Genomic DNA, 26,007 nt, shown 5'->3' with positions numbered 1-26,007 from the left:
AGGTTTAATTGCATAATATTTTTGAAGCAGCAATTACCTAAAAAATATAACAGAATAAAGTAATGCAAAATGTATTTTTACATTCTTAAATGAAAACTATGGCAGAAGATAAAAGAACAGAGGAATTTTATAACAAATTAAGAGAACAATTATACGATACAGCTAGTTGGCCTTCAGAGTATTTATATAAATTTATAGTAAAATCAGAACTAGATAAAATAGCTGAAATAGAAGCGCTTTTTGATAATATGGGAGCAGTTATAAATACTATTGAATCTAAAAACGGTAAATATACTAGTGTTTCGATTAATTTATTGATGAGAGATCCTGATGCTGTTATTGCAAAATACAAGGAAGTTACCGAAAAAGTAGAAGGCGTAATTTCATTATAATTTAAGATAGAACTAATTATTTTTTTGTATTTTGCGCTAGTGCATAAACAACTACATGCACAGTAATAAAATACCTATATCTTATTTTGATAAACGATTTAGAATACAATACAGAGCGTGAGCATTTAATCATTCCGGAATATGGAAGGCACTTGCAGAAAATGATTAATTACGCTAAAGAACTTCCAACAAAAGAAGAGCGCAATAAAGTCTCAAAAGCCATTATATCTGTAATGGGAAATTTGCAACCTCATTTAAGAGACGTACCAGATTTTCAACATAAACTTTGGGATCAATTATTTATTATGGCCGATTTTGAGCTAGATGCTGATTCGCCATATCCACAACCATCAAAAGATGAGTTGCAAGCAAGACCAGAGCCTTTAACATACCCTCAAAATCATCCTAAATATCGTTTTTATGGAAACAATATAAAGACGATGATTGACGTTGCTAATACATGGGAAGAAGGAGAGCTAAAAGACGCTTTAATCTATACCATTGCAAACCACATGAAAAAATGCTTCTTAAACTGGAACAAAGATACAGTTGAAGACGATGTAATTTTTGATCATTTATTTGAACTTTCAGGTGGTAAAATAAACCTTAAGAATAGTGATGAAGACCTTTCGGACTCAACAAGTTTAATGAGAGGTAAAAAGAAGTATTCTAAAAAACAAGGACACAAAAAAAGTAATTCTAATCGTAACAGAAAACGCTACTAACATTTCATGGGTACATTTGTAATTGAAGGAGGTCACCAATTAAAAGGAAAAATACAACCTCAAGGCGCAAAAAACGAAGCACTTCAAATTTTATGCGCAGTTTTACTAACTCCAGAGCAAGTAACTATTAATAACATACCAGATATAGTTGATGTCAATAAACTTATCGCATTATTAAAAAAGCTAGGTGTAAAAATCAACAAAATAGGTTCTGGGTCTTACACGTTTAAAGCAGATGAGGTTAACTTAAAATATCTTGAATCTGCCGAGTTTAAAGAAGATGGTAGAGGTTTAAGAGGGTCAATTATGATTGTAGGTCCACTTTTAGCACGTTTTGGAAAAGGATATATTCCTAAACCGGGAGGTGATAAAATTGGTAGACGTAGATTAGATACCCATTTTGAAGGTTTTATAAACTTAGGTGCAAAATTTAGATACAATCGCGAAGACTATTTCTATGGTGTTGAAGCCGAAAAACTAAAAGGTACTTATATGCTTTTAGATGAAGCTTCAGTAACAGGAACAGCAAATATTGTTATGGCTGCAGTTTTAGCCGAAGGGACTACTACAATTTACAATGCAGCATGTGAGCCTTATTTACAACAGCTTTGTAAAATGCTTAATAGAATGGGAGCAAAGATAACTGGAGTAGGTTCTAATATGTTAACTATTGAAGGTGTTGATAGCTTAGGAGGAACTGAACATAGAATGCTTCCTGATATGATTGAAATAGGAAGCTGGATTGGACTTGCTGCAATGACAAAAAGTGAGTTGACCATTACTAATGTAAGTTGGGATGACCTTGGACAAATACCTAATGTATTTAGAAAACTAGGTATTACTGTTGAAAAACAAGGAGATGATATTCATATACCAGCGCATACAGATGGTTACGAAATACAAAGTTACATTGATGGTTCAATACTTACTGTAGCTGATGCACCATGGCCTGGGTTTACACCAGATTTATTAAGTATTGTTTTGGTAGTGGCTACACAAGCTAGAGGTAGTGTATTAGTACACCAAAAAATGTTTGAAAGCCGATTGTTTTTTGTGGACAAATTGATTGATATGGGAGCGAAAATTATACTATGTGATCCACATAGAGCAACTGTTATTGGTCATGATTTTAAATCTACATTAAAAGCAACGACTATGACATCGCCAGATATTAGAGCAGGAGTGTCGTTATTAATCGCAGCTTTATCAGCTAAAGGAACATCTACAATTCATAATATTGAACAAATTGATAGAGGTTATGAAAATATTGATGAACGCTTAAGAGCAATTGGTGCAAAAATTACTAGAGTAGAAGGTAACTAAACCTAAAATATAAGTATAAAAAAGGCTTCGAAATTTCGAAGCCTTTTTTTGTATGTATCTATACAAGGTTATTCTTTTACAACCTTATAAACAAGTTTTTTACTATCAGTTTTAAGATGTACAAAGTATACACCACTATCATAACTAGATAAATTTATAGTAGCTTCATTGTTAAAAAACATGCTATTGTTTTTTACCATTTTCCCTGAAATATCAAAGATTGAATAAGAGGCATTAGTAATATCTTTTAAGCCTTCAATAGTTACATTGTTTTTTGTTGGATTAGGATAAATTTTAATATCAGTATTAGTAAATTGATTGTCTCCAAGTGTTGCACCTTCAATAATTAATATAGATTCATTAATGTTAGGGTTAAATAACTCATCAACGATACCAGAAGGCCACTTAACAACTATCTTAGTGATTGCAGTTTGTGTTCCTAAACCAAAATGTGTCATTAGTGAGTTCATAGTTCCGTAGCTTTCACCCGAACGTACTTCTCTAATTTGAATACCAGTAGCGGTATGTAATTCTATTCTTGCTCCAATACCATTAATATTACTTGGGCCTCCTTGTAAACGTATTTCACTCCAATTGTTAGAGTTTCCATTGTTGTAGAATAAAATGTCTGGGTCGTTTGTTGGGCTGTTATAGCCTATAGCAAAACCAGCTACAACATCAATAAAACCATCATTATTGAGGTCTCCAACAGCAGCACTTTGTATATTGTCATTGCCTAAACCAAAAGGTGATGGCATTTTTGAAAAAGTAAGGTCGCCATTGTTTTTAAATAGTGCATGAGAAGCATATCTACTAGTGATAAAAAGATCAATAAAAGTGTCATTGTCAAAATCTTCCATAATAACCTGAATTCCTCCACTACCTAAATCGTTTAACTCTGTAGCAATCCCAGAAGTTGCAGTTATATCTGTAAACGTACCGTTACCATTATTTACGTATATAATACTGCTAACATCATGGTTTATTAACACGCAATCTAAATCGCCATCGTTGTCTATGTCTTCAAAATTAGCTGACCATGATTGTGCATAAGGCACTAAACCAGCTGCGACACCAACTTCGGTAAAGTTACCGCTGCCATCATTTTGAAATAATAAGTTGACACGTCTACCATCGTTTGGGTTACTTACTCCAAGTCTACACTTTGAGATGTAAAGGTCTTGGTCGCCATCATTATCATAGTCAACCCAAATAGAACCATAATTACCTGAATTATCAGAAGGAATCGTAGAAACAGCATTTATTAAACCAGCATTATCTTGTGTCATATTGCCATTGCCATCATTATTGTAAGCAGATGAAACACCTTCATCATGACAAGCAAAAATATCAATTGTACCATTGTTGTCAATATCAATAAAATTAAGGTTTTGAATGAAAATATTTGAACCACTTAATGAATTTGAAGTGTAATTTGTTCCAGTTGAATTTGCAATTAATAGCTTTTTGCCATTGTAAGCTCCTCCTGTAAAAATATCGTTATAGCCATTTTCATCGACATCGGCAATACAAAGTCCCCATTCATTACCACTACCAGCTAAATTACCGTAGTTTAATCTGGTAAATACTCCATTAGTGTTTTGGTATTCTATTTGAAGATATCTAGCATCATCCAGTCTAATGATGTCATCTAAACCGTCTCCATTCATATCGCAAACTCCTATGGCTACTCCACTTGTTAAATTAGGATTTACCAGATTTGAAGTTGCATTAGTAAATGTTACCTGTGCGAAATAAATAGAAGGAAAAAGTAGTATACTACTTAAAAGTAATTTTTTTATCATGATGAGATTTTTTTGTGATTAAATATAGTGTTTTTATTATATAATTGTCTAGTTGTTAGTTAATTTGTTCTTTAAAAGTTTGTAGAATGTTTAGTCTTTTTTTGTGGTCAAGATGGTTGCTTTGTACTTTAATTTAAGGTTTTATTAACATCTAGAGGGCTTTCTAATTTGTAATTTTAATTTTTTAAAAGCGATACATTAATTCTAATCAAAATCTAATCAAAATGAAAAAACTATTACTACTCACTTTGGCAATTGCGTTTACATTTAGCGTAAATGCTCAAATTGAAACACCACAATCTAGTCCTGCTAGTAAGCTTGAACAAAAGGTTGGTTTAACTGATGTTACTCTAGAGTATTCTCGTCCAGGAGTAAAAGGAAGAGCTATTTTTGGAGATTTAGTACCTTATGATAAACTTTGGAGAGCAGGAGCTAATAAAAATACAATGGTGACATTTAGTGATGATGTTACTATTGATGGACAAACACTTAAGGCTGGTTCTTATGCTATTTTTGTTAAGCCTATGAAAGGTTCTTGGGAAGTATTTTTCTACACTGATACAAATAACTGGGGAAATCCTCAAAATTGGGATGATGCTAAAGTAGCAGCTAAAACTACTGTTAAAACTTACGAAGTACCATTTAATGTTGAAACGTATACAATTGATGTTAATCAAATATCAAATAGTGGTGCTGCATTAGAGTTTATTTGGGAAAAAACTTATGCTGCTGTACCGTTTACTGTACCAACAGATACAAAAGTAACTTCTTCTATTGACAGAGTAATGAATGGACCAAGTGCTAATGATTATTATGCAGCTGCTGTTTATTATTTAGAAGAAGGTAAAGATATTAATAAAGCTAAAGAGTGGATAGACAAATCAATGTCTTTGACAGAAACTCCTAGATTTTGGCAATTAAGAAAAAAGTCGTTAATCTATGCTGCTGCAGGCGATAAAAAAGGAGCTATTGAAGCAGCAAAAAAATCTTTAGCTGCAGCCAAAGAAGCAGGAAATGATGATTATGTGAAAATGAATACAGACTCATTAAAAGAATGGGGAGCAATGTAATTGTAAACCAATAATAATACTAAAAAAAGCGCAACAATTGTTGCGCTTTTTTTTATTCATAATGTAAACCTATTTTTTGTCTTACAGTATCTAACATTGTAATTAGAGTTTTACTAAATTCAAACGACATAACATCACTTTCTGTTTTTCCATCTCTAAGTAATTGGTTAAAGTGTATGGTTTCAAAATTATAACCGTTGGTAGTATATCCAAAATCGAAATGTTCTTCTTTGCCTTCATTAGGAATTAAACTCACAGTCGAAGGCTCTTGAAAACGACTGTTTATTTTTACAATTCCGTTTTCACAATAAAATATAGCTTCAGTGGGTGTTTTTTCTAAAAGTGTGCTTTTTAAATGCGCTTTTATAGAATTATCATAATCAAAAGTGATTGTACAAGATGAATCTACACCATTTTCAAAAAAAGTAGCATTGGTTTCTAAGGTATTTGGTTGACCTAGAGTAGACAATGCTGCAAAAATAGGATAGATACCAATATCTAAAAGACTTCCGCCACCTAACGACTTTTTAAACACACGAGAGTTCATGTCAACTGTTGGTTTAAAACCAAAATCAGCTTCTAATTTTGTGATGTTACCAAAGGTTTTATTTTCAAGGTGTTGAAGTGCAAATTTGTAATGTGGTAAAAAATACGTCCATAGGGCTTCCATGAGTAGTACATTGTTTTCTTTTGCTATTGTAATCATGTCTTCAACCTCATTTTTATCCATAGCAAAAGGTTTTTCGCATAACACCGCTTTTTTATTTTTTAGACATAATATGGTGTTTTCTTTATGGAGCGCATGAGGAGTCGCAATATAAACTGCGTCAATATTTGGGTCTTTAGCTAAATCTTCATAACTGTTGTACGCTTTTTCGGCATTATAAGTTTTAGCAAATTCGTTAGCTTTTTCTTGGCTTCGGGAAGCCACAGCATATAATTGACAATTGTCAATAGTTAAAATATCTTGGGCAAATTTATTGGCTATTTTTCCAAGACCAATAATTCCCCAGCGTATGGTTTTAGTTTGTTGTGACATGTGTTTTTTGATTCAATTGAATACCTAATGCTAATACAATAACAATAAGGCAACCTACAAAATTTAACCATAAATACGGTAGGTTGATAAGGCTAAAATGGTTTAAGAAAAACAGAGCAATAACAATAACTTGAGTTAATAATGCAGCAATAAAAACCGCATTTCCTTTAACGTGTTTAAAGAAAAAAGCAAGTAAGAAAATACCAAGCACATTTCCGTAGAAAATAGAACCAATGATGTTTACCAACTGAATGAGGTTTTCGGCTAAATTAGCAACACATGCTACACCTATTGCCATTAATCCCCAAGCTAGAGTAAACCATTTTGAGGCTTTTACCATTTCAGCTTCAGATTTTTCACTTACATTTCGTTTATATAAATCGATAGTTGTTGTAGATGCCAATGCGTTGAGTTCACTAGAAGTGCTAGACATTGCAGCACTTAAAATTACAGCAAGCAACAACCCAATAAGACCACGAGGAAGGTTCTTCAAGATAAAAGAAATAAACATGTAGTCTTTATCATTACTTTCAATCTTTAGGTTTTTGGCTTCAGCAGCTTTATCAATTAAAACTCTTGCTTCGGCTCTTAGTTTGTCATTTTCGGTATTGAAGTTGGCAATTGTAGATTTTGAAATTGACTTTCCCGTAGTATTAAACGAATTAATAGCTTCCTTTTTAACATGAAAAAGTTCTTGTTGCTGTGTTTGAAGTTGCTTGTAGTCTTCTGCATATTCTGAATTTAAAACGGTTTCAGTTGCTAAAGGGTTAAAATTTAAAGGCGCTTCATTAAACTGATAAAACACAAACACCATAACACCAACCAATAGAATAAAGAATTGCATAGGTACTTTTAACAAGCCGTTAAAAATGAGTCCTAATTGCATTTCTTTAACCGATTTTCCTGAAAGATAACGCTGTACTTGACTTTGATCTGTTCCAAAATAGGAGAGCATCAAAAACGTACCTCCAATAATTCCACTCCAAAAGGTATAACGGTTATTAAGATCGAATGAAAAATCTAAAACATCCATTTTGCCACTAGCTCCTGCAATTTCTATGGCATTGCTAAAGGTGATATCTTCTGGTAGCTTATTGATGATTAAAATAAAAGCGACAATCATTCCTGAGAAAATAACTAGCATTTGGTGTTTTTGAGTCACGTTTACAGCTTTTGTACCACCTGTAACTGTGTAGATGATTACCAACACACCAATAATGATATTGAGTAAAAGCAGATTCCAACCTAATACAACCGATAAGATTATAGCAGGTGCAAAAATGGTTATTCCTGCAGCTAAACCTCTTTGTATTAAAAAGAGTATTGCTGTTAGAGTTCTTGTTTTTAAATCAAATCTGTTTTCTAAAAACTCATAAGCTGTATATACTTTAAGTCGATGGTATAATGGAATAAACACCATGCATATAATAACCATAGCAATAGGAAGTCCAAAATAAAATTGAACAAAGCCCATGCCATCATTAAATGCTTGACCAGGAGTTGATAAAAACGTAATAGCACTTGCTTGTGTTGCCATTACAGAGAGTCCAATAGTCCACCAATGTGCAGTATTGCCACCTTTTATGTAATCTTCAACATTTTTACTACCACGAGTTTGCCAAGTACCATATAAAACAATAGTAAAAAGGGTTAATGAAAGTACAATCCAGTCTATTGTTTGCATAATTAGTAAGCTTGTGTAATTAAGTAGAAAAACAAAATGTACAAGGCATTAGCTACCAAAATTAAGGTGTACATTTTTTGCCATTTGTAGTTGTCTTGTTCCATTAGTTTTTTAAACTTTCTTCGGTTGAAATATCTTCTTTTCCAATAGAAAGCATATTGGCAAATAAACGGTAAGCACCAGAAACTCCAGCAGGAAACTCTCTAAAAAAGCTTAATCCTGTATAAATGTAATACCCTTTGCCATGCTTTGCTACGAGTAAGCTGCCTTCTTTAGCAGTTTCTCCTTTGTCGTGCATTGAAAGCAAAGGTGTAAACTCATTAGCCCATTCATTAGGAAAATAAAGCCCACGCTCTTGAGTCCAACCTTCAAAATCTTTTGTAGTGATTTTATTAGGGTAATTAAGAAGTGGGTGTTCAGGGTTTAAGAACGTAACTTCAGCAAACTCATCAGTAACACGATCTCTAGACAATTGTAATTTGTAAGGTGCTAAATTGTTGGTTTTTAATCCTCTGCTGGTATTGTATTGTACAATCATGTTTCCACCATTAGCCACATAATCAAACAGTTCTTGTTGTTTATATTTTAAGTCTTCAACTGTGTTGTAAGCTCTAATACCAACTACAACAGCATCAAACCTGCTTAAGGTTTCTGTGTTAATGTCTTCAGGTTTTAGTATCACTACATTATAACCTATTTGTTGTAAGCTTTCAGGAACTACATCACCTGCACCTTCAATGTAAGCGATGTTTTCACCTCTCTTTTTAATGTCTAATCTTACAATTTTACTTTCACTAGGAAGTAATACAGTTTGAAACGGAATATGGTCGTAATCAATCTCAATAAGCTCTCTAGTAAATACTTGGTCACCAACATGAACCATTGGCGTAATTAGTCCTTCGCTTTGGTTTTTAGGAGGTACAACAGTAAATACTAATGTTTGCTCCTGACCACTATTTGCAATTGATACTTTTTGTTTTTCAGGATAAATGTTCCAATCTTGTGGATGTGCAATTTGTACATAACCTTCAAGATTATCTTTTCCTGATTTTACCACAACCTGAATGTCTTTTTGCTGATCGTTTTCAAAAATGATAACCTTTTCAGATACTTTAGCAGAGGCTTCAGGGATAATTTCAAAAGGTTTATAAACTTCACCTTTTACAGGATCGTTGGTTTTGTAAACTATAGGTCTTGTAAATTCTATAGGTGTTTGGTTGATTTCTAATTTAAAAGTTGCTGTATATTCTCTAGGTGTTTCAGGATGCCCAATTAACGCTTTGTCTTCAACTTTGTACATGCCCAAAGTACCTTTTTTTGTTAACCAATATGGTGTAGTTGGTAGTTGACGCGAAGAAATGAGAATAGTATCTTTAAGGTTTTCTTCAATATTATCTTTTAAAGGAAAGCGTTTATAAAGGCGTTTTTTTCTTTCGCTATCTTTTAGTTGTAAGCCAGTAAACATAATGTTTGCGTCACTTCTGTTAATCATTTCAATAGAAAGTGGCACTTTAGAATTTGCTGTTGCGTGGTTAGAATTAGCAACAACTTCAAGAAATAAACCAGCACAATTAGCAATGATGTTTTTGATTTCTTCAGATTTTATAGTTTTCCAATGCTCATTTTCTAAATCCTGAATTAAGGTATAGGCTTCAACAAGCTTTGGAATGGATGCCGAAGGGTTTGAAAAATCGTAGTCTTTTTCAACTTGATAAAGAATGTCTCCAATGGCTTTTCCGCCTTTAATACGATTCCATGAAGTGTCAATACCATCAAAAATATTGGTTTTGTCAGTTGGTAACGAACCATTAATTAGTTCGATATATTCCATTTGTTCGCCTCTACTACCAGAACTCCCAAAACCTTGTGATTTGTGCTGACTTCTACTAAGTGCAGCAATCTCAGGATTACTCAATCCGTTTAACGGAAAATACACTCCAGTATCAATGGATAATAAATTGGTTTTATCGGCTTTTTCAAAAGCGTCTTGACTACCATAAAACCACCAGCTAGTATTAAAAAATTGACGTTTTGGTTGCCATGGACTAACTGTTTTTAATTGCTCTGGATAAACTGACGCGTTGTTTGCTAAATCAAAAGCTTCAACACTAAGCATTGCAGAACTTGTGTGATGGCCATGTGTGCTACCAGGACTTCTATGGTCAAAACGGTTAATGATAACGTCTGGTTGAAATTGGCGTATAGCAAGTACAACATCGCTTAACACTTCGTTTTTGTTCCAAATTTCATGGGTTTCATCAGGATGTTTGGAGTACCCAAAATCGTTAGCTCTGGTGAAACGTTGTTCGCCACCATCAATACGACGAGCAGTTAAAAGTTCTTGTGTTCTAATAACTCCAAGAAGTTCGCGTATTTCGGGTCCAATTAAGTTTTGACCACCATCGCCACGTGTTAAGGATAGGTAAGCAGTACGTGCTTTTAAGTGGTTGGACATATAAGAAATTAAGCGTGTGTTTTCATCGTCAGGATGCGCAGCAACGTAGAGTACCGAAGCTAAAAAATTAAGTTTTTGTATGGATTCGTATATTTCTGAACTATTAGGCTTTTTAGGTTGTTGAGCAAACGTTGAGTAAGAAGAAATTGCAATTGCTAAAAAAGAAAACAGTAGTTTTTTATGCATGGTTTTTTGGTTTGTGGGCAATAAATATAAAAAGAAAACCAGCGCATTTGCTGGTTTTAATGTTTCTTTAACGTGTGAGTTTTAGTATTTATAGGTTTTCATCCGTTATTCATGTTTATTCTTTTTAAATATCATTTTTAAATCCGCTATTAAATAAAATCCAACAAACCCAAATATTCCAATTGCTAATAGGTAACCTCCATTAGGAATTATTAGAAAGACATTGAGTCCAATTAAAAATAAACAAAATGGATAAGTAAATAAACGAATTAGAGTGTTTTTAGTAGACCATTCTTTCTCAATTTTCCTTTCTTCAATTTCCATATCCAATAGTTCGTAAATTTCGTCAAGTTGATTTTGCTTTTCAAACCTGTAAATCATTCGTGCAAAGAATGTAAAGAGTGAAACGAATACAGCTAAAAATATTATTATTGGCCAATTCCCTATAAAGTTAAATTCAGTTAGATTTTCTGGAAATACAAAGTATAGAAAACCAAATATTAAAAGTCCAATTAAAGTTTTGCCAATTGGATTTAATTTGTCTGAAATTTTAATTAGGTGATTTTTTGAGTTAAACTGAAATTTAAAAACAGGATAGAAAGTTGTATTCCAACTATTTTGTTTCCAAATTTTTATTTCATCTTTGCTAATTTCACCTATTGTTCTAATATCTCGCGTCAGCACATTCCACAAGTGATTCAAGAAGGTATCATTCTTTCTCAATTCAATTAACTTTTCAACTTCTTTTTTATAGATTTCCATAGTTTGATTTGGAAGAGTTGGTAATCTTTATTTAAGGTTTTATTTATTCAGTTTATAATTTTGTCCAGTCTTAAATCCGCAATAGCCTATAAAAATTAATAATGGTATTTGGATGCCAAAAAGTATGTTTGATATTAAGAGTAAACCATTTTCTTTAGGTTTTACTTCTGGTTCAATTTCTTGGTCGCTTAAAGGAGGATACACTGTCCAACTTGATGATTGTTGGTTTAATAGCTCTAGTATAGAAATTAGTTCGATTAGAACTAAAACTAAAAGGATAGTAAAAATCATCAAGATTAGATTTGCAGCTAAATTATTGAATTTCCTACGTAATGCTCTTATTAAATATACTCCAAAGAATATTATGGAACTGCAAAACAAAATGAATTGAGTGTTTTCAATTACTAAGTAAGTATCGTGAAAGTTTAAATTTAGAGTAGAATTAGTTGTTAATCCTTCAAACCCAAAAATGAGTAGATTTATAAAAAGAACAAATAGAACTGTTCCTATCAACCAAAAAACCTCTTTTTTATTTAGTTTGAATTGTTTCAAGTTTATAAAGCGTCTGACCCATCATCAAGAAAATCGTCAATGGCATCTTTTTTAACTAGTGTTACAGGTTTTTGCAAGATAAGGTTGTTTGGGTAAGTCACTAAATCGCCATTATCTAACCTTAAATGTAACTGAAACGCAGCAATGTCTTCAATAATGGCTTCCAAAGGAAAATCTTTATCATGGATTTGTATTTTATCACCAACCTTATAAGGAAAGTTAAAAAACATAATAATACCTGAAGTAATATTGCTTAAAATAGACCATATTGCAAATAAACCAATACCAATTACAGCAAACACCGAAGAAAATACTAAAGCCATATCTTTAAACTCTGCACCAAAAATAAAGGCCTCAATAAGTACTGCAATCATTAGTAAAGTAGCAGTTACGTAACGGTTAATGAGATGAATTCGAGCATCGTTAATACCACTTTTCTTTCCTATTTTTCGTACTGCTACTGCAGAAATAAATCGTATAAATAATAGTATAGCGATTAAAATAGCAGATTGAATTAATTCGTTTTTATAAGTTTCTAAAAGCATTGGAATAGGGTTTCTTTAAACAAAGATAAAACAGAAAACTAATAAGACCATTAGTTTTCAACTAAACTATTTAGTGTTTTATAAAGTAGGTGAGTAGGTAACCCAACCACATTAAAATAAGAGCCTTCTATTTTAGTAATACCAACTTGTCCTATCCATTCCTGTATGCCATAAGCTCCAGCTTTGTCAAAGGGTTTGCAAGTATTAATATAGTAGTTTATTTCGTCGTTGGTTAAACTTTTAAAAGTCACTTTGGTAATTGCATTTACCGTTTTTTGAAGTGTAGGAGTCGTAAAGCAGATAGAGGTGATGACTTCGTGTGTTGCATTGCTCATAGATTGAATCATATTAAACGCTTCAGCTTCACTATTAGGTTTTCCTAAAGCTGTATTGTTATGCCAAACTATGGTGTCGCTGGTTATTAAAATGTCATTATCCTTAAGTTCTTCTTTAAAGGGTAAAGCCTTAAGTTGTGACAGGTAATCACTGATTTCAAAATGCTGTAAACGCTTTGGATATTCTTCTTTAACAGGTTTTAAACGTACTTCAAAATCCAAACCCAATTCTTTGAAAAATTGTTGTCTTCTAGGAGAACCAGAAGCTAAAATGATGTTATGGTTTTTGAGTAAGTCGTTAAGCATTAATTTATTAAAATGAATTTATACAGTAATAATGATAGCATACCGAAAAGCATTACTAATTTAAGAATATTACTAATAGCGTGATAGTCTTTTTTTGTTTCTGCAGTAAATATTTTTATGCTCACATAAATTAGTGGAGCAATTATGAACAGTAAAAAGTAAGCAACCACAAGTTGTTGCTTAAATAAGTAAGTGACTACATAATATACCGTTGCAGCAATGGGAACAAAGGATAAAGCAAACACAATTTTTTTGGCACGTTCACGACCAAGTGCTATTGGTAATGTGTTCATTCCTGCTTTATGGTCGCCATCAATGTCTTCGATGTCTTTAACCATTTCACGCAGTAGGTTTATAATAAATGCAAACAATGCATAATCCCAAAGGATTTTAAAAAACGTGACTTGAGTTGCTTGATTTTCTGGAGTAATAGCAGGCAAAAGCTCAAAAAGACCAACAATAATAATACTTAAAGCAACCAATATAGAAACCAATAGATTGCCAACTAAAATAAGTTGTTTAAAATAACTAGCATAGAGGTATAGTAGTCCTGAAATACCAACAAAAAGTACAAAAAATCCGCTTCTTCCTACTAAATGAGATAAATAAAACCCAACACCTACACCAATAACGTTAAATGCGATAAAGAGGTTGTAGGCTGTTTTTTCAGATACTGTTTTACCAACAATTACCTTATCTGGTTTGTTGATTGCGTCAGTTTCTTTATCGTAAATATCGTTGATGATATTTCCGCCAGCAGCTAAACAAAGCGTTGCAATAACTAATAAAGAAAACCCAAATCCATTAAGAGTTATCGCTACTCCAAAAGGCTCAAAAAGTGCATATTTTATTAATAGCTGCACTATGGCAATCATTAAAAGGTTTTTATAGCGGATGAGGTTGAGTATATTCAATGTGTGTTTTTGTTAGTTGTTAGATTTTTTATTGATGGCTGCATACTGCCAACTAAAAATTAGTCGTATTTAGCACTAAAATCGGTATTCCATTTTCCTTGTACTTTAAGGACTTGTTCTATAACGTCTCTTACAGCACCTTTACCACCATTTTTATGAGATACATATTTTGAAATTCCTTTTATTTCAGGAACTGCATCTTGTGGGCAACAAGGTAAACCTACTAATTTCATAACAGGATAATCAGGAATATCGTCACCCATGTATAGTACATTTTCGGTTTTAATAGAGTTATTGTTAAGGAACTCGTTAAGTTGTTCAATTTTGTTGTGAGCTCCAAGATAAACATCTTTAATACCCAAACCTTCTAAACGCACACGAACGCCTTCGTTGGAACCTCCAGAAATAATGCATATATTAAAACCAGCATCAATGGCAGTTTTCATGGCAAAACCATCTTTGGTATGCATGGTTCTTAGCATTTCACCAGAAGTTGTTAAGGTTATGGTGCCATCAGTTAATACACCATCTACATCAAAAATAAATGTGGTAATATGTTCTAGGTATTCTTTATAACTTTTGTCTTCCATGTGTTTTTTGTATTGAAGCTGTTAAGAGTTTATAAATAGCTTTATGATGCTCGTTATCCAGTAATTTTAAATGTTTTTTTATTGTTTTTTTATCATTGCGTTTTGCAGGACCAGTTTGAGCCATGTAAGGCGAAATATCTTGCACTTTTTTAGCAGTTTCAGTAATTAAAGGTTTTAAAATTTCAAATTCTACACCTTCAGATTCGGTGATTTCATGAGCAACTCTATACAGCTGATTGGTAAAATTATTTACAAATACAGCTGCTAGGTGTAATGCTTTACGTTGGTCGCCATTAACTTTATAGGTTTTACAACCTATAGCTTCACCAAGTGTTTTTAAAGTTTGATAATCGGCTTTGTTAATAGTTTCTATGCATAAAGGAATTGTTGAAAAATCAACATCAGCATCTTTTGTGAAAGTTTGTAACGGATAAAACACACCTCTTTTAAGCTTTTTGTCTAGGTCATGAACACCTATACTTCCAGAGGTATGCACAACCAATCTATCTTCAAAAGGCAATTGAGAAGATAAATGTGAAATTGCATCGTCTTTTACAGCAATGAGGTAAACATCAGCAGGTTTTAACGCTTTAATGTCGTCGGTAATTTCAACTTCATTTTGATAGGTTTCAATTGCACTTAAACGTCTGTTGTACCATTGTGTTACCGAAACGGTTTCAGCTGTTTTAAATGTTTTGTAAAAATGTGAAGCAACATTGCCTGCACCAATAATTATAACAGAAATCATAATGCTAAAATAAAGATATTTATATATAAACTTTATGTCGTTTTAAGGTTAATTTGCCGATTTTCTCCAACTGTTTAATAGCTCTAATAACAGTTTCTACACGCAAACCTGTTAAATCGGATATTTGTTGTCGGGTTAAAGTGATTTCAAATAACCCTTTATTACCATTGGTTGTTTTTAAATGATTTAAAAGTGTAAGGATGCGATGCTCTGGAGGATGAATGGATACTTCTTGTATGATTTTTGATTTGTATAACATTCTATTGCACAATAGCTTTGTGAAGTTTAAATGAATTTCAGAATGTGTTTTAAAAAGCTCTATCAGTGTTTCTTTTGGGAGAATATATATATCTGAATCTGACAAACAAATTGCACTTGCAGGATAATTGAAATCTCCAAATAAAGGAGGTTCTCCAAAAGACTGTCCATCTTTAAAAAAGCCTTGAACAAACTCTTTGCCGTCTTGGTTAAGATTGAACATTTTTACAGTTCCTTTTTTTACCTGATAATAAAAACGTGCGCTTTCAGTCTCGTTGAAGATAATATCATCTTTTACAAAAGTCTTTAAAACAGGTTTATAGCTTTCTAGGATATTTACTGGGATCATTGGTTATGATTTGAATCATAAAATAACAAAGATAACTTATTGAAATTTGTACCAATAACTAAAAGCATATTTTATAATGAATACTTATAACAATTTATTCAAAGACTTTAACGACAATTATATTCTGTACATCCCACTTTCAATAATTCTTCAAAGTTGTATCGGCTCAATAGCAGCTATGTTTATCTTAATGAATAGTACAGCAACATCTTTTCATTTTTTTCAATTAACTTTGTGCGTTGTGGTTTCAATGAGCTATAATGCAGCAATATTTGCTCAATTAAAAAATAAGTTTGTCTTTAACTCATTAATAGTAGCTCTTGTGGTAAACATCATGTTAATTATTGTCAATGTTTGGATATACATGAGTTAATGAAAAAAGATATAGGTACCAGAGAAGATGTTTACTTGCTAGTATCATCATTTTACACAAAGGTTAGAAAAGATGATCTTTTAGGCCCAATTTTTAATACTGCCATAAAGGATTGGGACGAGCACTTAGATAGATTGACTACTTTTTGGGAAACAAGTTTATTTATGACTCGAAAGCTAGAGCAGAAATACATTGGTAACCCAATGGAAGCTCATGTAAAGGTTGATAAAGATAATAACCATAGTATTACAGAACTTCATTTTGGAGTTTGGTTGAATTTGTGGTATCAAACTATCGATGAATTATTTGTAGGTGAGTATGCAGATGTTGCCAAAAGAAGAGCGCGAAAAATGGGAACATTTTTACATCTTAAAATTTTTGAAGAACGACAAAAGCATAAAAAAGATTAGTACGTTTTAACATCTGTAAATAAACTAAAAGCCTTAAATTTGCACGACTTATTAAAAGAGTCCTAATATCATGCAAAATATACTCTCCAAAATCCTTTTTTCTACTAGACTTACTGCTGTTTTATTTATTGTTTTTGCTGTAGCAATGGCTACTGGTACTTTTTTAGATGCTAGCCAAGATACATCACCAACGCCATATACCAGAAACCTGATTTATAATGCGTGGTGGTTTGAAGCCATTATGGTAATTTTTGTTATCAATTTTATAGGTAACATTTTTAGGTATAAGTTACTACAAAAGAAAAAATGGGCAACCTTTATTCTGCATGCAGCATTTATTTTAATATTAATAGGAGCATTTGTTACTCGATATATTAGTTATGAAGGCATGATGGCTATTCGCGAAGGCGATACCGAAAATGTCTTTTTATCTCAAAAAACGTATATCACAACTTATATTGATGGAGATTTAGTAATTAATGGACAAAACCAACGTAGGGTTTTAGAAAGCGAAGTAGACTTTTCTCCAAGAATGAACAATACTTTTTATGCTTCAACTACTTATGATGAAATGCCAGTAAGCATTGAGCTTGAAAAATTTATTGCTGGTGCTGAAAAAGATATTGTACCTGACGAGAATGGAGAAGAATATCTTAAAATAGTAGAATCTGGTGGTGGGCAACCACACAATCACTTTTTAAAGGTAGGGCAAGTACAAAGTATTCATAATGTATTATTTTCTTTAAACAAGCCTCAAGAAGGAGCTGTAAATATTACTTATAAAGATGGTTCGTTAACTGTTGAATCTCCTTTTGAAGGTGAGTATTTAACAATGGCTACAGGGCAAACAGGAATTTTGGTGAAAGATTCTATTCAGCCACTTATGTTACGTTCAAGATATATAATTGGTAATATGCAAATGGTATTCCCAAAACCTGTTGTAAAAGGAGTTTTTGATTTGGTTAAAAAACCTGAAATCTTAAAAAGTGATGAAGACGGTTTAGTGCTAAAAGTAACTGCAAACGGCGAAACTGAACGAGTAAGAGTGCTAGGAGGTAAAGGTAGTGATAATGCTTTTGAACAAATAAAAGTTGGCGGATTGGACGTTGCTGTAAAATATGGTTCTAAGCGTATTGAACTACCGTTTAGTATTAAACTTAACGATTTTATTGCTGAACGTTATCCAGGAACTGAAAACAACTATTCTTCATACGCTAGTGAAGTAACTGTTATTGATGAAGCTAAAGAAAATTTTAATTATAGAATTTACATGAACCACATCCTTAACTATGGTGGTTATCGTTTTTTTCAATCGAGTTTTGACCCAGATGAAAAAGGAACCATCCTTTCAGTAAACCACGATTTTTGGGGAACTTGGATAACTTATATTGGTTACTTTTTACTGTATTTAGGTTTGTTAGGTATTATTGTAAGCAAGTATTCTCGTTTTGGAGATTTACGTCGTATGCTTAATAAAGTAAAAGAGAAAAAAGCAAAAGTACTAACGGTTCTTTTACTATGCATTGGAATGTTAGGTTATGGACAAGAACATTCTGAAAACGATGGTCATAATCATTCAAAACCTACAAAAGCGCAAATTGATTCTATTCTTCATGCTAATGTAGCTCCAAAAGAGCACGCCGATTTGTTTGGGCACATGGTTGTGCAAGATTATAGCGGACGTATGAAACCTATGAATACCTATGCGTCTGAGATGCTTCGTAAATTAAGTAAACATGATACTTACGAAGATTTGGATGCCAACCAAGTAATGTTGTCAATTCAAGAAAGTCCGTTGCTTTGGTACAACGTTCCTGTAATTTATTTAAAACCAAGAAAGGCAGATACTATCAGAAGTGTAATAGGTATTTCAAAGGAAGAAGATTATGCGGCATTAGCCGATTTTTTCACAGAAACAGGAGCTTTTAAACTGCAACCTTATCTTGATAGAATTACTAATGTAAATGATTTAAACGCTTACCAAAAGGAGTTTAAAGAAGCCGAACAACGTGTGTACTTATTATACAATGCAATTGAAGGACGCTCGTTAAAGATTTTTCCTGTACCAGATGACGAAAACAATAAATGGATTTCTCCAATAGAGTTTAGAGAAGAAGGCTATAGAGAAACTATAAAAGATTCGTTGTATGCTAATTTTATTAACAATGGACTTAATGCTTATTTGGTGAATGTTTACAACGCTAAAACCTCTGGAGACTATACTATTGCAGAACAAGTACTTGATGGTATTAAGAAAACTCAGCAGAAGTTTGGTAGTGAAGTCATGCTTTCAGATGATAAGATACATACCGAAATTCAATATAATAAATACGATATCTTTAAAAAGTTGTTTAGTTGGTACATGTATGCTTCAACTGTATTATTTGTGCTATTGATCGTTCAGATTTTTAAAGACAAAAACAAGACGATTGATTATATCGTAAAAGGTCTTATAGGAGTAATTATATTACTGTTTTTGCTTCACACAGCAGGACTTATTGCACGTTGGTACATTTCTGGTCATGCACCTTGGAGTGATGCTTATGAATCTATGATTTATGTAGCTTGGGCTACCATGTTGTTTGGTTTAATTTTCGGTAGAAAGAGTAATTTAACCATTGCTGCCACAGCTTTTGTAACAGCTATGTTGTTAATGATTGCACACTGGCAATGGATGGATCCTTCAATCGCTAACCTTCAACCTGTATTGAACAGTTATTGGTTAATGATACACGTTGCTATTATTGTGGCGAGTTATGGACCTTTTACTTTAGGTATGGTGTTAGGAGTTGTAAGTTTATTGTTAATGGTATTTACAACCAAAGAGAATAAGCTTAAAATGGACCTTAATATTAAAGAACTAACCATCATTAATGAAATGGCATTAACAGTTGGTTTAGTAATGCTTACTATAGGAAACTTTTTAGGAGGTATGTGGGCGAACGAAAGTTGGGGTAGATATTGGGGTTGGGACCCAAAGGAAACTTGGGCTTTAATTAGTATTATGATTTATGCTTTTGTAATTCACATGCGTTTGGTTCCTGGTCTTAGAAGTAGATACATTTATAACTTGTCTTCTGTGATTGCAATAGCAAGTATTATATTCACTTATTTTGGGGTAAATTTCTATTTATCAGGATTACACTCGTATCAATCGGGTCAACAAATAGCTAGTTTTAAAATTATTGCAATAGCTGTTGGTGTCGTTGCTGTTTTAGGTGTTTTAGCATATAGAAAATGGGTGAGGTTTTATAAGAAATAGCCTGTTTTTGTAAGGATAAATAATTAGGTTTTAAAATATTTACCTTGTTGAGTAAAAGTAATAAACCATATTTTTTGATTTATCAATTATTAAATGTTCTGTTTTATAATCAACATTAGTATTTGAATAGTGTTTTGGGTTTTTTATAGATTCTGGATTAAACCACTTAGGTAAGGTATAGTTTCTTTCATATTTTGAATTATCCAACTCGAAGTTTTTTAGACTTATTATGCTATCTATAAGTTTTGGACTTGTCTCAAATTTTATACATGCATAAGGATCAATACCTGTGTTGTTTTTGTAATAGTGTAGATTTGATATTTTATTGTAGAAATTAATCTGAAGTAATGATTCAACATCATTTTTTGCTTCATTAGAATTAATAGGATAGTCAATTTCTTCACCAAAATTTAAGCAACTTTGAAATATCAAAGCGATCGACAGTATTGATATTACTTTTTTCATATTGCATTTAAAATATACTTATAAGCCATACCAAACGCAATAGCAAGACCAAAACTAAGAAGCGTTCCTATAAGAATATATTCGGTAAGTTTACGGTCTTTAGCTTTTGAAAGATCTCCAAACCTGAAAACAGATTTAGCAGCAATTAAAAACCCAATGCCTTCCCAATAATCCATTACTATAAAGGCAAAAACAAACAAGCGCTCGAGCATGCCTATGTATGCTCCAGCATTTTCTAAAGACTCGCCTTTAAGGTCTTCTTCTAGTTGCCATTTAGAAATTAGTGTTTTCATAATTACCGATGAAACCACAGTAACACCTAACAAACCTGTAACAAACAATAAAAATTCACTAGAGAAGAAACTGTCTGTGTTTATGCTGTAAGGTTCATAAATGTTTACAACCAATGCAATTACTAAAAGGTGTGCTAATTGATCTAACCCAAACAGTAAACGTGTATTCAGTTTGTTTTTTAGATTTAGTTTTATCACATCTATACCATAATGGCTTATCAGTATTATTAATAGTCCTAGCCAATATTTAAAATTGAATTGAAATATAATAACCAACGCAATTAAGTGCACCAAGATGTGCCAATACAAGTACTTCGATTTGTGTTTAAATTTTTCTTTATGCTTTACCCATTTTTCTGGTTGTAATAAAAAGTCTCCAACAATATGAGCAAGTACTAGTTTTATAAATAAAGATATCATAGTGCTTTAACTTGGGTTTTATAATAGGTTAACATTTTTGAAATTTCATCAAATCCACCACGTTTAAGCCCTTCGCTAATATTACTTTGCGACTTACCTAGTAATTTAGCAATCTGCTTTTGGTTCAGTTCTGGATTGTTGAGTGATGCTTTAATAATTTTAGAAGACGTAGGGCTCCAACTATTCATGGTTAATTGAGCAAGCTCTAACATAAGGTTTAGGGTAGTATCAAAATCTTCATGTTCAGATTTTAACGCAAGCGTACTATTTTTCATAGTTTCAAAACACTCTCCAGAATTAATAAATGCACTACCATTAGACTCAGTTATTTTATCCGAAGTGTATGTTTTTTCGCCTAAACCAATAGCAATTCTAACATCAATAGCTTTAAAAGTTTTTATAGTGGCTTTTATTAAAGTTGCAGCTTCAAGAGCTTGTTCAGGAACAACTTCTAGTTGAAAACTATCACCTCTGTATATTTCCCAAGCTACTGGCTGTTTTCCGTAAGTGCTCAAAGTCTCTTTAAGTGCAGTTAACCATTCATTTGGTGCGCTCTCTCTAGAATTTATAATATCACCTGTTAAAATACTTGTCATTTTTTTCAATGTCTATAATCAAATCTATGATTTTTTAATCAGAAAAACAAAATTATCTGCTAAATATAGGATAATTTAAAATATCTGCTAATAATCAGATAAAATAAATTATCTGTTTTTGAAAAGATATAGATAAAAGTAAAACCATATCTAATTATCTTAGCGGTCAGTATTTAAAATTTAAGATAAATGAAAATTATAAAAGAGTTTAAAGAGTTTGCTGTAAAAGGAAATATGATGGATATGGCAATAGGAATCATTATAGGAGCATCGTTTAACAAAGTTATAGATGTTTTGGTAAAGAAAGTATTTATGCCACCATTATCATTGCTTTCTGGCGGAATTAATTTTCAGAATAAAAGCATAATTTTAAAAGAAGCAGTTAAGGATACTTCAGGAACTATAATAACCGATGAGGTTGCTATTGGCTATGGTGCTTTTGGCGAAGCCTTTTTAGATTTTCTTATTATAGGTTTTACGGTGTTTGTGGTAGTTAAGTTCTTAAACCGATTAAGAAACAAATCGCATGATACTAATGATAAAACAGTTGCAACTCCTAAGGATATTGAACTGTTAACAAACTTGACTGTTTTAATGGAAGAACAAAACAAGCTGTTAAAATCTAGGTTAAAAGACTAGGTGTTGACTCTTGAAACTAAAAAAACTTTACCTTTATAGAGAAAAAGAGAGTTAACTTAAACGGTCAACATTAATTACTAAAAATTTGAACTTTTGAAAAAGATAGCATTACTAATTTTTGCGGTTATAGTTTGTAGCTGTAAAGAAAAAAAAGAAACAACAAACGAAGTAGCATCAACTAGTTTAGAAACATCAAAAACAAACATGGAAAAAGAAAACATCTATCAATTTACAGTAAAAGATCTTTATGGAGACGATTTTGATTTTTCAACTTTAAAAGGAAAAAAAATTATGGTTGTTAATACAGCAAGTGAGTGTGGTTTAACGCCACAATACGAGCAGCTACAAGAGTTGTATGAAACATTTAAAGATAAAAACTTTACAATTGTAGGGTTTCCTGCAAACAATTTTGGAGGACAGGAACCAGGAACCAATACTGAAATTGCATCGTTTTGTAAACAAAATTATGGCGTAACATTTCCTATGATGGGTAAGATTTCAGTAAAAGGAGATGACATGCATGAAGTGTATACGTTTTTAACTGAAAAGTCTAAAAATGGGTTGGAAGATTCTGAAGTTGCCTGGAACTTTCAAAAATATCTTATCGACGAAAATGGACATTTAGCAAAGGTTATTTCTCCGAGAACATTGCCAACAGACGAGTCTGTAATTAGCTGGATTGAGTCAAAATAGGGTTGTAGTTTCAAAAATTTTGTGCATATTTGCGGTATTATGATTGCATAAATTTAAAAACAGGATAACGCTGAAGTTCTTTTTCGGCTTTTAATTTGTCTAAACTTAAGTGGCTTAGACTAGTTTTTACATTTAAAAGTATTAAAAATGCAATCAAACAAAATTACCCTTAAACAATTCCTTAAATATTTTAAAATAGCTGTAACAGGTAAAGAACAAGAATTTACCTCAGGCAGTATTCGAAGAGCAGTTTTCATGTTATCAATTCCAATGATTCTTGAAATGCTCATGGAGTCTATTTTTGCTTTGGTAGATATTATGTATGTCTCTAAAGTAAGTGTCAATGCAGTAGCTACTATTGGTTTAACCGAATCGGTTATTACCTTAGTGTATGCAGTAGCTATAGGATTAAGTATGGCAGCCACAGCAGTTGTAGCAAGACGTGTTGGTGAAAAAAATATAAAAGGCGCTTCGCAAGCTGCGGTTCAAGTCATTATTCTTGGTATAGCAGTATCAATACTTATTAGCGGTATTGGAATTCTGTATCCTAAAGAAATTTTACAGCTTATGGGAGCAGAACCAGATCTCATTGCTGAAGGTTATGGTTATACTCAAGTTTTGTTAGGAGGTAACATAACCATTATGTTATTGTTTCTTATTAATGCCATTTTTAGAGGAGCAGGAAACGCCTCTGTAGCCATGTGGACATTAATTCTCTCTAACGGATTAAACATTATCCTCGACCCTATGTTTATTTTTGGTTTTGGACCAATTCCTGCTTTTGGAGTAGAAGGAGCAGCAATAGCAACCACAATAGGAAGAGGGACAGCAGTATTATTTCAACTGGTAATCTTATTTTATGGTTATAGCAAAATTAAGATTGGTATTAAGGATTTAGTCGTACGAATAGGTGTCATGTTCAACCTTATAAAAGTCTCTCTTGGTGGAATTGGTCAATTCTTAATAGGTACATCTAGTTGGGTGTTTTTAATGCGAATTATGAGCGAATTTGGTAGCGAAGTTTTAGCAGGCTATACCATTGCTATTCGTGTAATGATGTTTACACTAATGCCTGCTTGGGGAATGAGTAATGCTGCTGCTACATTGGTAGGTCAAAATCTTGGAGCTCAAAAACCTGATAGAGCAGAACAATCCGTTTGGAAAACAGGACGCTATACAGCTTATTTCATGGGCTTAGTGTCCCTTATTTATTTAGTATTTGCTACTCATATCATTGAATTATTCAATACGCAGCCTGATGTTGTAAAATATGGTAGTCTATGTTTACGTGTTTTGGCAGCTGGTTATATATTTTACGCATATGGTATGGTGGTTATTCAATCATTTAATGGAGCAGGAGATACCAAAACACCAACTTATATCAATTTTGTTTGTTTTTGGTTATTTCAATTACCATTTGCTTACCTCACAGCAATTACTCTAGATTTTGGTCCAATAGGTGTTTTTGCATCCATTACAGCTGCTGAAGTTTTAATAGCAGTTATAGGAATTATCTGGTTTAAAAAAGGCAAGTGGAAACTTGTTAAAGTATAGCTGTGAAGCTAATTTTAATTATTGATAATTGCTTGAAAACCAACGTTGGAAGTTGTTTTTTGCGTTTTATCGATTAAATTCTTAAAAATCAGGGAGTAAAGATATTTTTACTGTCTACCATTAAATTTAATTTGGTAGTATTTAAACTATTAGCATCATTTCTTCCCTCTGATAGTGCTGCTTGTTATTTTTTCTAATTAACAACAGATTTATGAGAAAAAGATACTTAAAATTAGCTTTACTTTTCTTCTTTACCTTCATATGTCAAAACGTGAAGTCTCAGTCAGGTATTTATGAAAGCTATATTATCATCGAAGATGGAACTCCATCAGGTAAATACTATGATTTACAAGCTACAACAGGAAATGATGATTTTAATAATTTTGACTTAGGTATTTTTAGCATAGGTAATGATTTAATCCTAAAAGGTTTTCAAAACAAAACCGATAAATGTAATACGGATGATATATTAAATGCTACCCTGCATTATAGAATATACTTACAATCCGATATGCCTACTGGTTTTAATTCTTTTTCGACTATTAATGTTATAAACCAAGAAGATAACCCTAATTGTGAGTCTAATTTAGCTCCATTTGCTGATTCTCGACAAACATGGGAAGATAATACTCAGACCATTAATATTGTCAATGGACTAGCTTCTGGAGATTACTATTTTGAAGTTTATACGACATCAAATTATACATGGACTGATAATGGAGGAGGATCAGGAACTCACTTTGCTGATAATGCAAGTAACTATTATAGATCTAGCTTTAGAGTAGATGATCCTCCAATCGCTATCTGTACAAATTATGTTGCTCAACTTGATAGCTCTGGTAATGTTTCTATTTCAGCAGCTAATGTAGATGGAGGCAGTACCGATGATTTTGGGATAGCATCGATGAGTGTGTCACCAAACACATTTGACTGTTCCAATGTAGGAGCCAACACAGTAACGTTAACAGTAACAGATAATAACGGAAGCGTATCGACCTGTAGCGCAACAGTAACCGTTCAGGATAACACAGCACCAACAGCAGTTTGTCAGAATGCAACAGTTGTATTAGACGCCTCAGGAAACGGAAGCATCACGACTTCAGATATAGACAATGGATCAAACGATGCCTGTGGAATAGCAAGCTTGTCATTAGACCAAACGAGTTTTGATTGTACTAATATAGGTGCTAACACAGTAACGTTAACAGTAACAGACAATAACGGAAACGTATCGACTTGTAGTGCAACAGTAACAGTAGAAGAT

At 32.5% G+C, this 26,007-nt stretch carries 25 protein-coding genes and 1 pseudogene; 11 read left to right on the top strand and 15 right to left on the bottom strand.

Translation table 11 applies throughout. The features are described 5' to 3' along the window. The first annotated feature begins 98 nt into the window (after window positions 1-98). The 3 genes from ACQ0RB_RS11190 (at window position 99) to murA (ending at window position 2,440) form a co-directional block, all read left to right on the top strand. A complete protein-coding gene (locus ACQ0RB_RS11190) occupies window positions 99-392 on the top strand; it encodes a DUF493 family protein (protein WP_262733838.1) in 294 nt (97 codons plus the stop codon). 86 nt (window positions 393-478) lie between these two features. Further along, entirely contained in the window at window positions 479-1,117 is a 639-nt protein-coding gene (locus ACQ0RB_RS11185; protein WP_131508596.1) for a DUF4290 domain-containing protein, read from the top strand. A gap of 6 nt (window positions 1,118-1,123) precedes the next feature. Beyond that, window positions 1,124-2,440, top strand: a complete 1,317-nt coding sequence (gene murA, locus ACQ0RB_RS11180; protein ID WP_129761673.1) for a UDP-N-acetylglucosamine 1-carboxyvinyltransferase — start codon at window positions 1,124-1,126, stop codon at window positions 2,438-2,440. Between the two features lie 68 nt (window positions 2,441-2,508). Here the strand turns inward: murA and ACQ0RB_RS11175 are convergent, their stop codons facing one another. Then, window positions 2,509-4,245 carry an FG-GAP-like repeat-containing protein gene (locus ACQ0RB_RS11175; protein WP_430498482.1) on the bottom strand — a complete coding sequence of 579 codons (1,737 nt, stop codon included), beginning with the start codon at window positions 4,243-4,245 and terminating at the stop codon, window positions 2,509-2,511. A 224-nt stretch (window positions 4,246-4,469) separates the two neighbouring features. On the opposite strand from ACQ0RB_RS11175, the gene ACQ0RB_RS11170 reads away from it, so the two are divergent. Beyond that, on the top strand, window positions 4,470-5,315 hold the full coding sequence (locus ACQ0RB_RS11170) for a DUF2911 domain-containing protein (protein ID WP_262733835.1): 846 nt from the start codon (window positions 4,470-4,472) through the stop codon (window positions 5,313-5,315). A gap of 52 nt (window positions 5,316-5,367) precedes the next feature. On the opposite strand, the gene ACQ0RB_RS11165 is transcribed toward ACQ0RB_RS11170, so the two are convergent. From ACQ0RB_RS11165 to ACQ0RB_RS11115, 11 genes are all read right to left on the bottom strand, one after another. Beyond that, on the bottom strand, window positions 5,368-6,354 hold the full coding sequence (locus tag ACQ0RB_RS11165) for a Gfo/Idh/MocA family protein (RefSeq protein ID WP_430498479.1): 987 nt from the start codon (window positions 6,352-6,354) through the stop codon (window positions 5,368-5,370). Further along, window positions 6,338-8,038, bottom strand: a complete 1,701-nt coding sequence (locus ACQ0RB_RS11160) for a sodium:solute symporter (protein ID WP_262733832.1) — start codon at window positions 8,036-8,038, stop codon at window positions 6,338-6,340. The genes ACQ0RB_RS11165 and ACQ0RB_RS11160 overlap by 17 nt, the downstream gene beginning before the upstream one ends. A 103-nt stretch (window positions 8,039-8,141) precedes the next feature. Further along, entirely contained in the window at window positions 8,142-10,679 is a 2,538-nt protein-coding gene (locus ACQ0RB_RS11155) for a PIG-L family deacetylase (protein ID WP_430498477.1), read from the bottom strand. 105 nt (window positions 10,680-10,784) lie between these two features. Further along, window positions 10,785-11,441 (bottom strand): hypothetical protein, encoded by a 657-nt coding sequence (locus ACQ0RB_RS11150; RefSeq protein ID WP_343799221.1) that lies wholly within the window; start codon window positions 11,439-11,441, stop codon window positions 10,785-10,787. Between the two features lie 39 nt (window positions 11,442-11,480). Further along, entirely contained in the window at window positions 11,481-11,993 is a 513-nt protein-coding gene (locus ACQ0RB_RS11145; protein WP_430498475.1) for a hypothetical protein, read from the bottom strand. Window positions 11,994-11,995: 2 nt separating this feature from the next. Then, entirely contained in the window at window positions 11,996-12,538 is a 543-nt protein-coding gene (locus tag ACQ0RB_RS11140) for a mechanosensitive ion channel domain-containing protein (protein ID WP_131509063.1), read from the bottom strand. Between the two features lie 50 nt (window positions 12,539-12,588). Continuing rightward, the gene (locus ACQ0RB_RS11135) at window positions 12,589-13,179 is read right to left on the bottom strand and encodes a Maf-like protein (RefSeq protein ID WP_134199928.1); all 591 of its coding nucleotides are present in this window, start codon (window positions 13,177-13,179) and stop codon (window positions 12,589-12,591) included. Further along, complete coding sequence (locus ACQ0RB_RS11130; protein WP_262733824.1) at window positions 13,179-14,093, bottom strand: geranylgeranylglycerol-phosphate geranylgeranyltransferase; 915 nt, start codon at window positions 14,091-14,093, stop codon at window positions 13,179-13,181. The genes ACQ0RB_RS11135 and ACQ0RB_RS11130 overlap by 1 nt, the downstream gene beginning before the upstream one ends. A gap of 59 nt (window positions 14,094-14,152) precedes the next feature. Further along, window positions 14,153-14,683 carry a KdsC family phosphatase gene (locus ACQ0RB_RS11125; RefSeq protein ID WP_335976350.1) on the bottom strand — a complete coding sequence of 177 codons (531 nt, stop codon included), beginning with the start codon at window positions 14,681-14,683 and terminating at the stop codon, window positions 14,153-14,155. Continuing rightward, window positions 14,664-15,431 carry a Rossmann-like and DUF2520 domain-containing protein gene (locus tag ACQ0RB_RS11120; RefSeq protein ID WP_335976347.1) on the bottom strand — a complete coding sequence of 256 codons (768 nt, stop codon included), beginning with the start codon at window positions 15,429-15,431 and terminating at the stop codon, window positions 14,664-14,666. The genes ACQ0RB_RS11125 and ACQ0RB_RS11120 overlap by 20 nt, the downstream gene beginning before the upstream one ends. Before the next feature lie 19 nt (window positions 15,432-15,450). Continuing rightward, on the bottom strand, window positions 15,451-16,038 hold the full coding sequence (locus ACQ0RB_RS11115) for a Crp/Fnr family transcriptional regulator (protein WP_430498471.1): 588 nt from the start codon (window positions 16,036-16,038) through the stop codon (window positions 15,451-15,453). A 76-nt stretch (window positions 16,039-16,114) separates the two neighbouring features. On the opposite strand from ACQ0RB_RS11115, the gene ACQ0RB_RS11110 reads away from it, so the two are divergent. The 3 genes from ACQ0RB_RS11110 to ccsA all read left to right on the top strand — a co-directional run bounded on the left by ACQ0RB_RS11110 (window position 16,115) and on the right by ccsA (window position 20,083). Then, window positions 16,115-16,411: a hypothetical protein gene (locus ACQ0RB_RS11110; protein WP_430498470.1), complete on the top strand. Its 297-nt coding sequence runs from the start codon at window positions 16,115-16,117 to the stop codon at window positions 16,409-16,411. Further along, the gene (locus ACQ0RB_RS11105; protein WP_430498468.1) at window positions 16,411-16,821 is read left to right on the top strand and encodes a group III truncated hemoglobin; all 411 of its coding nucleotides are present in this window, start codon (window positions 16,411-16,413) and stop codon (window positions 16,819-16,821) included. The genes ACQ0RB_RS11110 and ACQ0RB_RS11105 overlap by 1 nt, the downstream gene beginning before the upstream one ends. 70 nt (window positions 16,822-16,891) lie before the next feature. Continuing rightward, window positions 16,892-20,083 (top strand): cytochrome c biogenesis protein CcsA, encoded by a 3,192-nt coding sequence (ccsA, locus tag ACQ0RB_RS11100; protein WP_430498466.1) that lies wholly within the window; start codon window positions 16,892-16,894, stop codon window positions 20,081-20,083. A 39-nt stretch (window positions 20,084-20,122) separates the two neighbouring features. On the opposite strand, the gene ACQ0RB_RS11095 is transcribed toward ccsA, so the two are convergent. Genes ACQ0RB_RS11095 through ACQ0RB_RS11085 form a run of 3 tightly spaced genes read right to left on the bottom strand, consistent with a single transcriptional unit; the run spans window position 20,123 to window position 21,857 of the window. Further along, on the bottom strand, window positions 20,123-20,515 hold the full coding sequence (locus tag ACQ0RB_RS11095) for a hypothetical protein (RefSeq protein ID WP_430498464.1): 393 nt from the start codon (window positions 20,513-20,515) through the stop codon (window positions 20,123-20,125). 29 nt (window positions 20,516-20,544) lie between these two features. After that, the gene (locus ACQ0RB_RS11090) at window positions 20,545-21,261 is read right to left on the bottom strand and encodes a DUF3307 domain-containing protein (protein ID WP_430498462.1); all 717 of its coding nucleotides are present in this window, start codon (window positions 21,259-21,261) and stop codon (window positions 20,545-20,547) included. Then, window positions 21,258-21,857 (bottom strand): SatD family protein, encoded by a 600-nt coding sequence (locus tag ACQ0RB_RS11085; RefSeq protein WP_430498460.1) that lies wholly within the window; start codon window positions 21,855-21,857, stop codon window positions 21,258-21,260. Before ACQ0RB_RS11085 ends, ACQ0RB_RS11090 begins: the two co-directional genes overlap by 4 nt. A 189-nt stretch (window positions 21,858-22,046) precedes the next feature. Between ACQ0RB_RS11085 and mscL the strand changes: the two genes are divergently transcribed. The 4 genes and pseudogenes from mscL to ACQ0RB_RS11065 form a co-directional block, all read left to right on the top strand. Then, entirely contained in the window at window positions 22,047-22,496 is a 450-nt protein-coding gene (gene mscL, locus ACQ0RB_RS11080; protein ID WP_430498458.1) for a large conductance mechanosensitive channel protein MscL, read from the top strand. Between the two features lie 93 nt (window positions 22,497-22,589). Then, the gene (locus ACQ0RB_RS11075; protein WP_430498456.1) at window positions 22,590-23,189 is read left to right on the top strand and encodes a glutathione peroxidase; all 600 of its coding nucleotides are present in this window, start codon (window positions 22,590-22,592) and stop codon (window positions 23,187-23,189) included. Window positions 23,190-23,336: 147 nt separating this feature from the next. Then, entirely contained in the window at window positions 23,337-24,743 is a 1,407-nt protein-coding gene (locus ACQ0RB_RS11070) for an MATE family efflux transporter (protein WP_430498454.1), read from the top strand. Between the two features lie 211 nt (window positions 24,744-24,954). After that, window positions 24,955-26,007: pseudogene (locus tag ACQ0RB_RS11065) on the top strand (hypothetical protein); the annotation flags it as partial.

Origin of the sequence: Gaetbulibacter sp. PBL-D1, assembly GCF_050509525.1 — a bacterium.
GTDB classification, from domain to species: domain Bacteria; phylum Bacteroidota; class Bacteroidia; order Flavobacteriales; family Flavobacteriaceae; genus Gaetbulibacter_B; species Gaetbulibacter_B jejuensis.
This window is presented reverse-complemented; position numbering and strand designations above follow the sequence as displayed.

Excerpts from the sequence above, each read along its gene's own strand:
- ACQ0RB_RS11070 (WP_430498454.1), top strand. The coding sequence starts at position 23,337 with ATGCAATCAAACAAAATTACCCTTAAACAATTCCTTAAATATTTTAAA.
- ACQ0RB_RS11110 (WP_430498470.1), top strand. The coding sequence starts at position 16,115 with ATGAATACTTATAACAATTTATTCAAAGACTTTAACGACAATTATATT.
- ACQ0RB_RS11140 (WP_131509063.1), bottom strand. The coding sequence starts at position 12,538 with ATGCTTTTAGAAACTTATAAAAACGAATTAATTCAATCTGCTATTTTA.
- ACQ0RB_RS11190 (WP_262733838.1), top strand. The coding sequence starts at position 99 with ATGGCAGAAGATAAAAGAACAGAGGAATTTTATAACAAATTAAGAGAA.
- ACQ0RB_RS11175 (WP_430498482.1), bottom strand. The coding sequence starts at position 4,245 with ATGATAAAAAAATTACTTTTAAGTAGTATACTACTTTTTCCTTCTATT.
- ACQ0RB_RS11160 (WP_262733832.1), bottom strand. The coding sequence starts at position 8,038 with ATGCAAACAATAGACTGGATTGTACTTTCATTAACCCTTTTTACTATT.
- ACQ0RB_RS11165 (WP_430498479.1), bottom strand. The coding sequence starts at position 6,354 with ATGTCACAACAAACTAAAACCATACGCTGGGGAATTATTGGTCTTGGA.
- ACQ0RB_RS11155 (WP_430498477.1), bottom strand. The coding sequence starts at position 10,679 with ATGCATAAAAAACTACTGTTTTCTTTTTTAGCAATTGCAATTTCTTCT.
- mscL (WP_430498458.1), top strand. The coding sequence starts at position 22,047 with ATGAAAATTATAAAAGAGTTTAAAGAGTTTGCTGTAAAAGGAAATATG.
- ACQ0RB_RS11085 (WP_430498460.1), bottom strand. The coding sequence starts at position 21,857 with ATGACAAGTATTTTAACAGGTGATATTATAAATTCTAGAGAGAGCGCA.
- ACQ0RB_RS11125 (WP_335976350.1), bottom strand. The coding sequence starts at position 14,683 with ATGGAAGACAAAAGTTATAAAGAATACCTAGAACATATTACCACATTT.
- ccsA (WP_430498466.1), top strand. The coding sequence starts at position 16,892 with ATGCAAAATATACTCTCCAAAATCCTTTTTTCTACTAGACTTACTGCT.
- ACQ0RB_RS11150 (WP_343799221.1), bottom strand. The coding sequence starts at position 11,441 with ATGGAAATCTATAAAAAAGAAGTTGAAAAGTTAATTGAATTGAGAAAG.
- ACQ0RB_RS11105 (WP_430498468.1), top strand. The coding sequence starts at position 16,411 with ATGAAAAAAGATATAGGTACCAGAGAAGATGTTTACTTGCTAGTATCA.
- murA (WP_129761673.1), top strand. The coding sequence starts at position 1,124 with ATGGGTACATTTGTAATTGAAGGAGGTCACCAATTAAAAGGAAAAATA.
- ACQ0RB_RS11115 (WP_430498471.1), bottom strand. The coding sequence starts at position 16,038 with ATGATCCCAGTAAATATCCTAGAAAGCTATAAACCTGTTTTAAAGACT.
- ACQ0RB_RS11090 (WP_430498462.1), bottom strand. The coding sequence starts at position 21,261 with ATGATATCTTTATTTATAAAACTAGTACTTGCTCATATTGTTGGAGAC.
- ACQ0RB_RS11135 (WP_134199928.1), bottom strand. The coding sequence starts at position 13,179 with ATGCTTAACGACTTACTCAAAAACCATAACATCATTTTAGCTTCTGGT.
- ACQ0RB_RS11120 (WP_335976347.1), bottom strand. The coding sequence starts at position 15,431 with ATGATTTCTGTTATAATTATTGGTGCAGGCAATGTTGCTTCACATTTT.
- ACQ0RB_RS11170 (WP_262733835.1), top strand. The coding sequence starts at position 4,470 with ATGAAAAAACTATTACTACTCACTTTGGCAATTGCGTTTACATTTAGC.